Below are 13,550 nucleotides of genomic sequence, written 5' to 3' on the forward strand. Positions count from 1 at the left end.
ACGATCGGCTAGCGGCGCAATCGACATATTCCGGTAACATCACGCCACGCGATCGCCTTCGCACTCAACCGTGTCGTTGCACTCAATGCTATCCGACAGGGTGGCGAGTCACAGCGCGGCGACCTTTACCCGTGTCCCGTCACGAACTTTTTCGTCGCGTGATAGCCGTGCCTTGTTGTATCGGCAACGGCATGGCCTGCTGTCTTGGCACCGCGCCCGACCGCATGCGTGGCATCGCGCACAGCATGCCCGCTCTTCTTTCCTGCCGTCTTGACGTCGTTTTTGAATTCGTGGGCGCCTGTAGCCAGGCTCGCATGCGCCAGCGGGCTGAGCACGACCAGCGCGAACAGGACGATCGAAATTTTCGTATTCTTCTTCACTCTGACTTTCCCCTATAAGATTGGTGCGCACGACAGGCAGCCGGACAGCTTGAGAACGCCGCCTGCATCCAGTACGGTGGCGCCTAGCCCGATGGTCAGCAGACGGCCGCCAATCGATAGCGAGATCCGGGGCAACCGTATTCGGCTCGAGCGACACGCGACACGTTCGTCAACGAAGCCGGGGCGCAACGAAGCTATCTTCGCCAGCCGTTCCCGTAACCGCCGAAACCGATGCCGACATCGACGGAAGGCGCTGCGTAGTACCCTGGCGCATAACCATATCCATAGGCCGGCGCAGGCGCATAGCCGTACGGAGCGACAATGCAGCCTGACAAACTGGCCGCAAGCGCAACGACACACAAAAGTCTGATCATGTTCTTTCTCCGTGCGCGGATTGTAGATGGCGGACGTATTTTGATTCGCAACGAAGTGTGTCCGAACGTAACCCGTCGTGCGCTCGCGCGGCGGCAGACAAGGACAGGCAGAAGTCGATCCGTTCCGGTCACTCATACTTCATCCCGACCGGCTATCCAGTAGCCGTCGGTATTCTGCGTCGCACTCTGCCCGCGACAGCTTCTTGTCCACGATCACCGAGGCCTCGTCGGCACGGCAATTCCACACGTTCATAACGCTTTTAAGCCTGCCCGCATGAACAGAAGCAGTTCGTCGAACTGGGTGATCAGTTCAAAACACAAAAGAAACGCCAGCGTGTAACCTAACCCGGGATACCTGTTCATCCATTGCAGGACCGGCGCCGCATAGCGCGCTCTAATGGAATCCCGAGTCGCTATATAGGTAATGGCTACACCGAGTGCCGCTCCCGCGAGTACATCGGTCGGATAGTGCAACCCGAGATAAACGCGCGGCAAGCATATGAAAACGGCCGTGTACAGCAGCGCGAGCACACCGACACGGCGGCTGATAAGAAAGATGCCCGTCGCAATCGACATCCACAGCAGCGCATGGTCGCTCGGAAATGAACTCCATGTACGCACTGCGGCCTCCTGCAGACCGACTGACGGAAAGTTCAGATGCAGCTCGGCGTTATAGAGCGGCCTCACCCTGAACGGTAAATAGTCCGCAAGGAGTCTGCCTACAGCGAGCGATAGAAGGCCGCTCGCGATCGTCGCGACGACCATCTCACGTTCCCATTCAGCACGCTGACTGGGCCTGAACCATAACCAGCACAAGATTGGTATGAGTATGAGACCCTTGAACATTATCTGGCCCGCGATCACCCTTATTGCGTGATTCATCGCAGCCGAGCGAAGAACATTGTCCGTCAGGAAAACCTGGATCCATGTATCGAAACTGTTCATTTCAACACCTCCGTTTCGATGCGCGGCAGTAAGTTTGTCGGGTTAACCGACTTGAATCGAACTGCTCGATGTGCGTCGCCATCAGGCGATTAAATGATTAGAATAACTACAGATTCTGGCGATTCTCACATGCAAAGTGGCGAGATCGGGTGCGCAGAAGCGAAGCCGGATTAACTGCTATCTGATTTCGGTCAGATTTATACGAGCATGCGATCCTGGCGTGGGCGCACGCCAGTCAACGAGTATGCAGACGCGGGCAACTCACGTCGCCCCAGGGTCCGGAAATACAGGCCGGCGCATGCTGCGGCGAAACGACTGGCTATCCAGTGAAAAAACTCGCAAGGCGCCGGCCATACCGTCAAGCAGATCGATCAGGAACGGTCCAGCCGGTTTCCGTCAATCCTCACGCGGTCGCCCGGACGGAGATCGCCGGGTGAAGGCACGTCGAAGGAGCGTGACGACCCGTCATTGAGTTGCACAACGATTCGATACGCGCTCGGGGCCGCATTGCTGTACTGCTGGCCGATCTGATTTCCGGCCACCGCGCCGCCGAGCACACCCACTACGGTCGCCACGTCGCGGCCATGCCCGCCGCCAAACTGATTGCCGACCACACCACCGACGACCGCACCGACCACCGTGCCCATTACACTGCCCGGGCTCATCGCATTGGAGGTGGCGAGAGGCTGAATTTCCGAAATAACCCCATACTGAAGTCCGTAACCGGAGCTTGCAGGAGGCGCGCTGCCATAGGCCCCTGCGCTGCCAACCGGCTGTGGATAGGTTGGCTGCGCATACGCCGGCTGGGCATAGGCGGGTTGCGCATAGGCGGGCTGAGCCGAACTCGCACCGTACGGCATGTTCGCGCCAGGAACCACGCATCCACTCAGGGATAAAGCTGCGCACAGCGCGATGTAAAAGACTGGTTTGGCAAATTGCGTGTTGTACATGATGCTCTCGACATCTTGACGCCGCATGTCAGCGGGCGAAGTTGAAGTTCGGCATCGAGTATAAGGAAGCGTTACCGAATTTTTTCACTGCGCCGCGTAACAGTGTGTAAGTTGTTCCGCTGCCAACGCTCAAGTCAAACACATCGCCTTGCTGACTTGTGAAGTTTGTCTGCGACGCATCCCCGGACGCTTCGCTCGACGGATGAGCGGCGTCGCGGCGTCACGTTGAATCGATCGCCTGATGCGTGCCGGGCACTAAACAAACGGACGTGTCCGAACACAGCCGCTGGAACGCGCTTACGTGCTTCCTCGCGGCCGCAGTTCGAAACGCTGATCAGCACTCACCTTTTTTCGCATGTCCCGGCGGACAGTGATCGGGCCCAGGCCCATGATGGTGATGACGCTCTTCCCATTCGTCGCGGTCCCAGTAGCGGTGTCCGTCCCAGTAACGGTCGCCGTGCCAACCTGGCGACACGACCACCACCGGTGCCGGAGCAATCACGACGGGCGGCGGCGTGCCAATGTTGATGCCAACCCCGACGTCGACAGCATTCGCCAGACCCGACGCTCCGATTCCGAAACCCGCGAAAGCCGCGGCAATGAAGAAACGTTTCATGTTATCCCCCGAGAAAAAGCAGCAATACGCTGCATACCGGCCACGTCACGCATGGCCATCGTTTGTTGATCGAACGCAGTGTGGATCGTTGCTACGTCTGCTTCAACGCGAACTTGTAACGAATTGTTCTTGTGATCGCTAACCGGCCGGCCAGGACGCGCATCGCATGGAAACGAGGCGTCCAAATATGCAATCGCTTTTTGCCGCTGGCGAATCACCCATCGCCTTGCACCGCTGTACGTTAGCGTGACTGTCAGTTACAAAGTTTTCGCGCCGGCAGGAGCCACCGTCCGATCCGGGGCGGCCCGCCAGATTGATGATCGGCGGCATCACGGGCCGGCTCGGCGAAGGGCTCACCCTTGCGCAACCCCCGGCCAGCCGGGAGGTGCTCGACACCTATGGTTAAGATATTGAAAATCAATTAAATAAACGCCACGAACTGTCGATAACAGGTTCAGCCGCACCTCTCCCGCGGTTGGACCTAACATGCAGAGCTCATACAATTTTTGGCTGGTCGCCATCTCGTTCGTCGTCGCGGCGCTGGCGTCTTACACGGCGCTCGATCTGACCGGCCGCATCTTCCTGCTGGCCTCGGCACGTCTGCGGCACGCCTGGCGCCTGGGCGGCGCCGCTGCGCTCGGTGTCGGGATCTGGTCGATGCACTTCGTCGCCATGCTGGCTTTCTCGCTGCCGATCCCGCTCGGCTACGACTTCGCGACCACCGCTTATTCGCTTGGACTCGCGATCGGCGTGTCGTATCTGGCGCTGGTCGTGACGACGCAAGCGCGGCTGACGCCGCTTCGGCTCGTGGCCGGCGGCGTGCTGATGGGCGCCGGCATTGCCGGCATGCACTACACCGGCATGGCTGCAATGCAAATGGCCCCGGGCATCCACTATCGGCCGGGCTGGTTCGCCGGCTCGCTTGCGATCGCGGCCGGTGCGTCGACCGCTGCGCTGTGGATGGCGCGCGCACTCAGCAACGACGACGCCCACCACGTGGTGCGCAAGCGCTTCGGCGCCGCGCTGGTGATGGCCGTCGCGATCAGCGGCATGCATTACGCCGGCATGGCGGCCGCCGAGTTTCCGCCCGGCGCCGTGTGCGGCGCGGCCAGAGGCGTGGACGCCGCGTGGCTCGCCACTTCGGTGATCCTGTTCACGTTCGCGATTCTGATCGTCACGCTGATCCTGTCGCGTTTCGATGCCCGCACCAGCTTTCTGATCGGCTCGGTGTCGACGCTGAGCGGTCAGATCGTGCGGCTCGCCACGATCGACACGCTGACGGGCCTGCCCAACCGCAGCACGCTCACCGATCGCATCAACCGCGCAATCCATAACGCACGCCGGCAGCACTCGCTGTTCGCCATTCTGTTCATGGATCTCGACGGCTTCAAGACCATCAACGACTCGCTCGGCCACTCGGCCGGCGACGAAGTGCTGTCCGCCTTCGCCCAGCGTCTTCTGTTGTGCGTGCGGGCGAGCGACACTGTCGCGCGTCTCGGCGGCGACGAGTTCGTCGTGCTGTCCGAGAACCTGGCGTCGCGTGAAGACGCCGGCACGATGGCCGAGGACGTGCTCGACCGGATGCGCCAGGGCGTATGGACCGATTCGCAACCGCTGCAGGTGATGCCGAGCATCGGCATCGCGCTTTTTCCCTACGACGGCGATACCGTCGACACGCTGCTCAAGCATGCCGACGCGGCCATGTACGAAGCCAAGCGCGCGGGCCGCAGCACCTATCGCTTCTTCGAGCAAAGCATGAATGAAGCCGCGACGCGCGCGCTGCAAATTCAACACGCGCTGCACGAGGCGCTCACCGACGGACATTTCTCGCTGCATTTCCAGCCGAAGTTTCACGGCCGCGGCGACTCGCTGGCGGGTGCCGAAGCGCTGATCCGCCTGCATCATCCGGAACTCGGCACGCTGGCGCCGCTCGAGTTCATTCCGCTTGCCGAGCGCTCCGGCCAGATCGTGCAGATCGGCTACTGGGTCGTGCGCGAAACGTGCCAGCAGATTCGCCGCTGGATCGAGCAAGGCCTGCCGTCGATGAAAGTGGCGATCAATCTGTCGCCGCGCCAGTTGTCGCAACCGAAGCTTGTCGCGACGATGCTCGAGATCGTAGAAGCCGAAGGCGTGCAATGCGAACAGATCATGTTCGAAATCACGGAAAGCGTCGCGATGCAGGACGCGCCGAAAACCATCGAGATGATCCGCGGATTCCAGGCAAGCGGCTTTGAAATCGCCATCGACGATTTCGGCACGGGTTATTCCAGCCTCGCCTATCTGCAACGCTTCCGCGTCAAGCAGTTGAAGATCGACCGTTTCTTCACCAACGGGCTCGACGAGCATGGTCCGGAAGGCAGCGCGATCGTTTCGGCAATAATCGCGCTCGCTCACTCGCTGGAAATGGACGTGGTAGCCGAAGGCGTCGAAACCAGATCGCAGTTCGACATGCTCAAGTCGATGATGTGCGACGAGATGCAGGGCTTCCTGCTGGGCAAGCCGCTCACCGCCGACGCCTTCGGCGAGCTGCTCCGCGAAAGAATGGTGGCCGCCTAGGCATCCGGATTTGCAACGCGTAGGACTACGCGGTTCAGTGGTTCATCGGGCGCGCCCGCGGCGCAGCCTCGTTTTACCGATAAGCAGGAACAGGCAGACTGGCTGCTGGAGATTTCATGAAAATTGACGTAGCAACGTTCCAAACGGTTTGGCTGATCACATTTTTGTGCAGCGCCCTCATTACGACGGCGCTTTCGCGCATGTTCGCGCATGTCGGCGCCTTCCGCTTCTGGGCCATCGGTTTTTATCTGCTTGCCTCCGCCACGGCCTGCTTCGCGTTGCACGCGATCTGGCACACCGATCTGCTGTTGCTTGCCACCGCGACCCTGGCGTTGCAAAGCCGCATTCTGATCTGGGTCGGCACGCGCGATCTGTTCGGTGCTTCGACACCGTGGCGTGCCGGCCTTGCCGTCACTGCCGTGTTCTGCGTGCTGCATGGAATCGTGTTGGCCCTGGATGCGCCGCTGCTGGTCCGCGCCAGCCTGCTGGCGCTGTTTTTCGCGCCGTGCCGGGCAGCGACGCTGTATGAGGTGTACCGCCGGCGCCGTCCGCATCTCGGGCCGGCACGGATGCTCGTGGCAATCGGCAGCGCCATTGCGACGCTCAATGCCATCGTGCCGCTCATACTCGTGGCACTCGACCGCGCCAACATGACACTGATGTATGGCAATCCTCGAACCACCTCGGCGGTTTACGCCGTCGTGTTTGCCGGCGATCTGCTGCTGGCTATCGGCCTGATCGTGCTGGCTTTGCGCCAACTGATCCTTGAACGCGACATGCTCGCCACACTCGACCGCGGTGCGCTGGAACGTCTTGCCGAATCACGGGAAATACGCGGCCTGCGCGAAGCGCGCTCGCCTCACGGCGATGTGCTCGGCCACGATGCGCCCATGCAACGCCAGTCGCTGCCGGGATCGGTTTGACGCAGAGCGCGGCCGCTTAGCCGGCCTCGCGCTCCTCGCGTACGGCGTCGGCCAGGGACGCAAGAACCGGTGTTGTCTGAGCGGCCTCACACCGGGTGAGCTTGCCGTCCACCGAAGCGCCGCAATCCATCCGCAACTGCTGGTAGTAGATGTTGCCGGTCACATGCGCATGGCTCTGCAACTCGACGAAGTGATCGGCGATCACGTCGCCGACGATCCTGCCGTTGACCACCACGTCATAGCCATGCACGTTGCCCTCGATCGAGCCGCGGTCGCTCAATACGAGCAGCGTCTGACTGTCCGGCGCGCCGCTGACATTGCCCTTCACGTGGCCGTCCATGCGCAGGCCGTCGCTGAACAGGAGGTCGCCCGTGATCCGCACGTCGTGAGCGATAAGAGTGGCGAGCTTGGTCCGCTGGATGCCCGCGGCTTTTTTCTTGCTGAACATAAGTTTTCCTGAAAATGAAAATGTTCGTCGCGTGATGCTTTCCGGGCGACGATCCGGGAGTGGGTTGCTCAGTCGGTCGATCAATTGCGGCGCTTGCCGCGTTGCGGGGCTGCCTGTGTCGGCTCGGTACGGCATTGACTATGGTTTGGCGCGAGGCCGCTCACGGGACCGTTCATCCGCGGTTAGCGGCGTGGCGCCCCCGCTTGCGCCGGCGGCTTCGTCTTGCTCTGGCCGCGCAGGAATTGCGCTTCGGCGTTCAATCGCGCGACGTCGGCAGCCGCGCCGTCCGCGGTTTTTTGTACTGCGGCGCGCGCCGCCGATTCCTGCGCCAGCGCAAGCCGCGTGCGGGCGAGTTCCGTCTGTTCGCGGCCTGCGTCGACGGGTGCCGCGTTGCATGGATCAGCCGTTCTGCCCGGGCGCTGCGTGTGCCACGCCGCAACGGCCGCTGCGCCACCCGCCGCGCTGAGCGCGCACACGAGGACCCACACCGTCACGCGAAGGACGAGCGGCCGCGCAGGCTGCAACGTATAGGCACGATGGGTCAGATTGTCCGCATCGCGGGAAAAACGTCGTTCAACCATGAGGCGTAGGCGCGAATAGCGCGAGGTAGGCAGCCGGATCGACCGGCGCGCCGTTGACCAGCACCTCGAAATGCAGATGCGGTCCGGTGGAGCGGCCGGTCGAGCCGATATCGGCGACATACTGGCGCGGCAGCACCAGATCGCCGACACGCACGACAATGCGCGACGCGTGGCCGTAACGGGTCACGAGGCCATTGCCGTGATCGATTTCGACCGCGTTGCCATAGCCCGGCTTCTCGCCGGCGAAGATCACCCGGCCGCCCGCTGCCGCAAGAATCGGCGTACCGGTTTTGGCGACCAGGTCGATGCCCGGATGAAAACTCAAACGGTGCGTGAACGGATCGGTCCGGTTGCCGAACGGCGAGCCGAAGCGCGCGCCATCGGCGGGCATGCGGCCGGGGAAGGCGGCGTACGCGATCGCGTGGTCGGCGGTTTGTTGCTCGAGCGCGGACAGCGTTGCGGCGATGCAATCCAGTTGCTGGCCGGTGCGGCCGGCATCGGCATGACCGGCCGGTTGCGGCATGACCTCCGTGCAGCGGCGCGGCGGCAATGAAGGGCCGCCCTCGCCTTCGCTGTCGGCAGCGGGTGGGTTCGGTTCAGAGGCGGCGCCCGGCGCGGCCGGCATGATCGGTGCGCGTGGCGCCGGACGCGGGGTATTCAGTCGTGCTTCGAAATCGCTCAACGCGCCCACTTGCGCCGTCAGGCGCGCGATGCGCGGTTCGATCTGCGCCATGGACGCATTCAGCTTGCCGAGTTGATCGATTGCATAGTCGTGCTCGACGCGCTTCGCCGCCTGATCGCCGGAGCCGCCGTGCGCCGGCCAATGCATGCCGATCGCGATGCCGGCGGCGAGCGCCAACGCGGCTGCGCAGAACGCCGCGGCAACCGCGATGGTCAGCGCGGTGCGGCGCGTAACGAAACTGAGCGAGCCGCTGGAAAGCCGACGGCCGGCGCGAAACATGGAGGACATCAGCGGCTCCAGGCACGCGCCATGCGGCCCGTGCAGGGCCGCGTACGGGCGGCATGACACACGGTAGGTGTGTTGGACGCGTCCCGCGTACTGGACGTGGCGAGCTTGCTGAGCTTGCTGAGCTTGCTGAGCTTGCTGAGCTTGCTGAGCTTGCTGAGCTTGCTGGACGTGCCAGATGTGCTGAAGCGGGACAGGAAATTGGTGGACAAGGCTAACTGCATGCGGCATCGACCGGACAAAATACCGGTGGCGATAATGAACAAAGGGCGCCGATTATCGCCTGGCATCACGAACCATCATCTCAAATACAGACAGCAATACGAGATGTCACGATGCCACATAGGATGCGGACGCGGTTTCCAAACGCAGCGAACTTGCCGTGCGCGTTGCGCATCGACGCGCACGGCAAGCTCAACCGCACCTGCATCCCACCCGCACTCAAGCCGACGATGCCACCGCGTGCGGCTCGATCCGACCAAGCCCTTCCAACTCCCTGAGCCGCGCGACCAGCGCATCGCCGGCACGCGTCATCGGCATGCGCAACTCGTCGCGTATCAGACCTTGCGCGGCGAGCAGGGCCTTCACCGGCGCCGGATTCGGTTCGGCGAACAACGCCTGGATCAGCGGCACGAGCGCATGAAAAATGCGCCGTCCTTCGTCGAGCCGTCCCGCTGACAACGCACGATACAGCGCGACAAACCGTTCCGGCCGCAGATGCGCCGAGGCCGCGATCGCCCCGCTCCCACCCAGACACAAGGTGTTGAAGATAGTGATGTCTTCGCCGGTCAGCACCTGCAAGCGGCCGTCGCGAATCAGCGCGAGCGTGGTGTCGAGCGAACCGGCGCAATCCTTCACCGCCTGAATCCGCGGATGCGCGGCGAGCGTCAGCAGCGTGTCGAGTTCGAGCCGCACGCCGGTTCGATAGGGAATGTCATACAGCACGACGGGCTTGTCGCTCGCATCGGCCAACGCCATGAAATGCCCGACGATGCCCGCTTGCGAAGGCCGGATGTAGTACGGCGCGGCCATCAGCACGCCGGCGATCGGCAGTGAATTCAGTTGCCCGATGCGCTCGCGCATGCTCTCCGTGTGATTACCTGACACCCCGACCAGCACCGGCAGTGCGGATGCCGATGCGGATGCAGGCGCATCCACGCCGCGGGCGGCAGCGTACGCTTGCGCTTCGTCGAGAATCGTCGCCAGCACGGCGTCCTGTTCGGCGGCGTCGAGCGCGGCCGGCTCACCGGTCGTGCCGAGCGCCACCAGCCCGGCAATGCCCGCGTCGGCATAGCGGCGCACCAGCGCGCGCAGCGCGGCATGATCCACCGCGCCATCGGCGAACGGTGTGATGAGCGGAACCCAGATACCCGAAAAAATAGACATGTCTTTACCTCGATGACGACCGTATCGATTCCGATCAGCGGTGCGAGGGAGGAAAAACAGGGAATGCCGCAGAGGGCGTTGACCGGCTGTTCCGTCGCAACATCTGACGGAACAGCGGCTCCGGTCAGATGAGCGGCTGTTTTTTGGCTTTGGCGCTAACACTCGCGGAATTCGCGCGTGCGGCCACGACGCCCGCAAAAGCGAGGCGTGCGATGGTTGACGGACGGAGTCGGAGCGTTTGGCCGGGATGCATGAAACGCAGTGTAACCGCCTCCGGCCCGAGTTGGCAAAGCGGGTTTGCAAAGCGGCCGGCCCACGGATTGGCCAAACTCGCAAAATTGCTTGACTTCTGCGACAGGGAAACTAATATACGCACCGCGTACATATCCAGTATGCAGCCCTTTCCCGACAGGTGCCCGCATGAGCGTCCCACAACAAGCTTTCCTGCGCGACGCGATGCGTCGCATGAACATGACCCGCGAGACGTTCGCGAGCCGTATAGGCGTGTCGCGCCGCGCGCTCGACACGTGGCTGCTGCCGGACGATTCGCAGGAATCGCGGGCCATGCCGGAGATCGTGGAGCGCTTCGTGTCGGAAATCGTGGTGCAGGGCGAGCCGGGCGAAAAACATACGCAAAGCGTAGACTCACAGTCGCTCGCGAGCCAGATGCTGTTCGAGGGCAAGCCGCAGTTGCTGTCGGTCGATCAGTTCTCGCGCGACTCGGTCGAGGCGCTGTTTCGCGTCGCCGACATCATGCAGCCGATCGCGCGGCGCCGGAAAATCTCCCGCGTGCTCGAAGGCGCGGTGCTCGGCAATCTGTTTTTCGAGGCCAGCACGCGGACCCGCGTGAGCTTCGGCGCGGCATTCTGCCGGCTCGGCGGCTCGGTGTGCGACACCACCGGCTTCACGTTTTCGTCGATGGCCAAGGGCGAGTCGATCTACGACACCAGCCGCGTGATGAGCGGCTATGTGGATGCGTTGGTGATCCGCCATCCGGAGCAAGGCTCGGTGGCCGAATTCGCGCGCGCCACCAACGTGCCGGTGATCAACGGCGGCGACGGACCGGGCGAGCATCCGAGCCAGGCGCTGCTCGATCTGTACACGATCCAGCGCGAATTCTCGCGGCTGGGCAAGATCGTGGACGGTGCGCATATCGCGCTGGTCGGCGATCTGAAATATGGCCGCACGGTGCATTCGCTGGTCAAACTGCTGGCGCTGTACCGCGGCATCAAGTTCACGCTGATCTCGCCGCCCATGCTCGAAATGCCGGGCTACATCATCGAGCAGATTTCGCGCAACGACCACGTGATCGAACAGACCCACGATCTCACCGCCGGTCTGCGCGGCGCCGACGTGGTGTACGCCACACGCATTCAGAAAGAGCGCTTCACCGACGAATCGTTCGAAGGCTACACGCCGGATTTCCAGATCAATCAGGCGCTGATGGACAGCGTCTGCGGCGCCGACACGCTGATCATGCACCCGCTGCCACGTGACAGCCGGCCGGGCGCGAACGATCTGAGCGTCGATCTGAATCACGATTCGCGCCTTGCGATTTTCCGGCAAACCGATAACGGCATTCCGGTGCGGATGGCGATTTTCGCGGTACTGCTGGGTGTCGAAAAGCTGGTCCAGCATTCGATGCGCGACGCCGCGTGGCGCCCGCCCGTGTATCTCGGTCCGGACGATGCGATATTCCACGGCATCGATTGATCAGGATTCCACGATTGAATTGAAAGACGGCCTTGCGGCTCACCCGCAAGGCCGTTTTAGCATGTGCAGCACCGATCTCCAGTACCCACCCGATTAAATCCGGACTAGACTGAATTCGTCAGTTCCCTCCTCAACCGCAATATCAACAATGCCAGTCGCCTTAAAAGCAGTCGCTTATTGCAGTGCGTCACGAATCGATTCGATTCCGGATTCACCAACATACGAACTGGACGACTCATCATGGCAGACACAAGTTATATGGCGCGCAAATCCGTCGCGGATATTGTCGCAAGCGCGGAAGGCGGTGAGCACCATCTGTCGAAATCGCTGGGCCCGCTCAGCATTACGGCGATGGGTATCGGCGCGATCATCGGTGCCGGCATCTTTGTTCTGACCGGCACGGCCGCGGCGCATTATGCGGGGCCGAGCATCATTCTTTCGTTTATCCTCGGCGGCATTGCCTGCGCCTTTGTCGGACTCTGCTATTCCGAACTGGCTGCCATGCTGCCGGTCTGCGGCAGCAGTTATACCTACACCTATGCCACGCTCGGCGAATTATTCGCGTGGGTCATCGGCTGGGATCTGATCCTCGAGTATGCGATGGGCGCGGCGACCGTTGCGGTCGGCTGGTCAGGCTACATCGTGAGTCTGTTGCACAACGTCGGGATCAACATTCCGCCCACCATGGCGGCTGCACCCGGCACCACGGTGACGCTCGCCGACGGCAGCACGGTGGCCGGCGTCGTCAATTTGCCGGCGGTCTTCATTATCGCCGTGCTGACCATCATGCTCGTGCTCGGCACCAAGGAGTCGGCGCGGCTCAATAACATCATGGTGGCGATCAAACTAACCGTGGTGCTGGCGTTCATCGTGATCGGCGCCTTCTTCGTGCATCCGGCCAACTGGCATCCGTTCATTCCGCAGAATACCGGCGAATTCGGAAATTTCGGCGCGAGCGGCATTCTGCGCGGATCGGCGGTCGTATTCTTCGCTTTCATCGGCTTCGATGCGGTGTCCACCGCGGCCCAGGAGGCACGCAAGCCGCAGATCGACATGCCGATCGGTATTCTGGGCTCGCTGGTGATCTGCACGGTGCTCTATATCGCGGTCGCCGGCGTGCTGACCGGACTCGTTCCGTATGCCGCGCTCAACGTCCCGGATCCGATCGCGAAAGGTGTCGATGTGATCGGCGTCACCTGGTTTTCCGTGCTCATCAAGATCGGCGCACTGACCGGCTTGACGACCGTGATACTCGTGCTGCTGTATGGCCAGAGCCGCATCTTCTTCACGATGTCGCAGGACGGCCTCCTGCCGCATCTGTTTGCGCGAGTGCACCCGCGTCTGCAAACACCGCATCTGAGCCAGATGATGATCGGCACGATCGTCGCGATTGTGGCCGCGTTCACGCCGATCAACGTGTTAGGCGAGATGGTCAGTATCGGCACCCTGTTCGCCTTCATTCTCGTCTGCGGCGCGGTGATCTATCTGCGCCGCAGCGACGCGAGCGCCACGAGGCCGTTCCGCGCGCCGGGCGTGCCGGTGATCCCGATCCTCGGGATTCTGTTTTGCCTGCTGCTGATGGCCGGGCTGCCGCTCGTCACGTGGTTGCGGCTCTTCGTCTGGCTGATCATCGGACTCATCATCTACGGGATCTACGGCCGCAATCATTCGCGCCTTCGCCATCCGGAACAGGCTCGCGACTGAGATCCCA

At 62.3% G+C, this 13,550-nt stretch carries 14 protein-coding genes; 4 read left to right on the forward strand and 10 right to left on the reverse strand.

The annotated features are described in order from the left end of the window. Positions 1-125 precede the first annotated feature (125 nt). The 5 genes from ACOSV0_RS32805 to ACOSV0_RS32825 form a co-directional block, all read right to left on the reverse strand. Positions 126-380, reverse strand: a complete 255-nt coding sequence (locus ACOSV0_RS32805) for a hypothetical protein (RefSeq protein ID WP_434111716.1) — start codon at positions 378-380, stop codon at positions 126-128. Between the two features lie 194 nt (positions 381-574). After that, positions 575-754, reverse strand: a complete 180-nt coding sequence (locus ACOSV0_RS32810; protein ID WP_434111719.1) for a hypothetical protein — start codon at positions 752-754, stop codon at positions 575-577. A 249-nt stretch (positions 755-1,003) separates the two neighbouring features. Beyond that, positions 1,004-1,699: a phosphatase PAP2 family protein gene (locus ACOSV0_RS32815; RefSeq protein WP_434111720.1), complete on the reverse strand. Its 696-nt coding sequence runs from the start codon at positions 1,697-1,699 to the stop codon at positions 1,004-1,006. Between the two features lie 371 nt (positions 1,700-2,070). After that, positions 2,071-2,649 (reverse strand): glycine zipper 2TM domain-containing protein, encoded by a 579-nt coding sequence (locus tag ACOSV0_RS32820; protein ID WP_434111721.1) that lies wholly within the window; start codon positions 2,647-2,649, stop codon positions 2,071-2,073. Between the two features lie 334 nt (positions 2,650-2,983). Continuing rightward, positions 2,984-3,265 (reverse strand): hypothetical protein, encoded by a 282-nt coding sequence (locus ACOSV0_RS32825; RefSeq protein ID WP_434111722.1) that lies wholly within the window; start codon positions 3,263-3,265, stop codon positions 2,984-2,986. A gap of 486 nt (positions 3,266-3,751) precedes the next feature. On the opposite strand from ACOSV0_RS32825, the gene ACOSV0_RS32830 reads away from it, so the two are divergent. Together ACOSV0_RS32830 and ACOSV0_RS32835 are read left to right on the forward strand one after the other, a co-directional pair. After that, a complete protein-coding gene (locus tag ACOSV0_RS32830; RefSeq protein ID WP_434111724.1) occupies positions 3,752-5,821 on the forward strand; it encodes a putative bifunctional diguanylate cyclase/phosphodiesterase in 2,070 nt (689 codons plus the stop codon). Between the two features lie 116 nt (positions 5,822-5,937). Continuing rightward, a complete protein-coding gene (locus tag ACOSV0_RS32835) occupies positions 5,938-6,744 on the forward strand; it encodes a hypothetical protein (RefSeq protein ID WP_434111726.1) in 807 nt (268 codons plus the stop codon). 16 nt (positions 6,745-6,760) lie between these two features. Here the strand turns inward: ACOSV0_RS32835 and ACOSV0_RS32840 are convergent, their stop codons facing one another. From ACOSV0_RS32840 to dapA, 5 genes are all read right to left on the reverse strand, one after another. Then, the gene (locus ACOSV0_RS32840) at positions 6,761-7,192 is read right to left on the reverse strand and encodes a bactofilin family protein (RefSeq protein WP_434111727.1); all 432 of its coding nucleotides are present in this window, start codon (positions 7,190-7,192) and stop codon (positions 6,761-6,763) included. A 182-nt stretch (positions 7,193-7,374) separates the two neighbouring features. Then, complete coding sequence (locus ACOSV0_RS32845) at positions 7,375-7,773, reverse strand: hypothetical protein (RefSeq protein WP_434111728.1); 399 nt, start codon at positions 7,771-7,773, stop codon at positions 7,375-7,377. Next, a complete protein-coding gene (locus ACOSV0_RS32850; RefSeq protein WP_434111729.1) occupies positions 7,766-8,743 on the reverse strand; it encodes a M23 family metallopeptidase in 978 nt (325 codons plus the stop codon). The genes ACOSV0_RS32845 and ACOSV0_RS32850 overlap by 8 nt, the downstream gene beginning before the upstream one ends. Further along, positions 8,743-8,952 (reverse strand): hypothetical protein, encoded by a 210-nt coding sequence (locus ACOSV0_RS32855; protein ID WP_434111731.1) that lies wholly within the window; start codon positions 8,950-8,952, stop codon positions 8,743-8,745. The genes ACOSV0_RS32850 and ACOSV0_RS32855 overlap by 1 nt, the downstream gene beginning before the upstream one ends. A 229-nt stretch (positions 8,953-9,181) precedes the next feature. Then, the gene (gene dapA, locus ACOSV0_RS32860) at positions 9,182-10,126 is read right to left on the reverse strand and encodes a 4-hydroxy-tetrahydrodipicolinate synthase (RefSeq protein WP_434111733.1); all 945 of its coding nucleotides are present in this window, start codon (positions 10,124-10,126) and stop codon (positions 9,182-9,184) included. 420 nt (positions 10,127-10,546) lie between these two features. Between dapA and ACOSV0_RS32865 the strand changes: the two genes are divergently transcribed. Then, positions 10,547-11,839 (forward strand): aspartate carbamoyltransferase, encoded by a 1,293-nt coding sequence (locus ACOSV0_RS32865; protein WP_434111735.1) that lies wholly within the window; start codon positions 10,547-10,549, stop codon positions 11,837-11,839. A gap of 240 nt (positions 11,840-12,079) precedes the next feature. Further along, positions 12,080-13,543 carry an amino acid permease gene (locus tag ACOSV0_RS32870; protein WP_434111737.1) on the forward strand — a complete coding sequence of 488 codons (1,464 nt, stop codon included), beginning with the start codon at positions 12,080-12,082 and terminating at the stop codon, positions 13,541-13,543. Positions 13,544-13,550 lie beyond the last annotated feature (7 nt).

Origin of the sequence: Paraburkholderia caffeinilytica (assembly GCF_051027425.1) — a bacterium.
Lineage (GTDB): Bacteria > Pseudomonadota > Gammaproteobacteria > Burkholderiales > Burkholderiaceae > Paraburkholderia > Paraburkholderia caffeinilytica_A.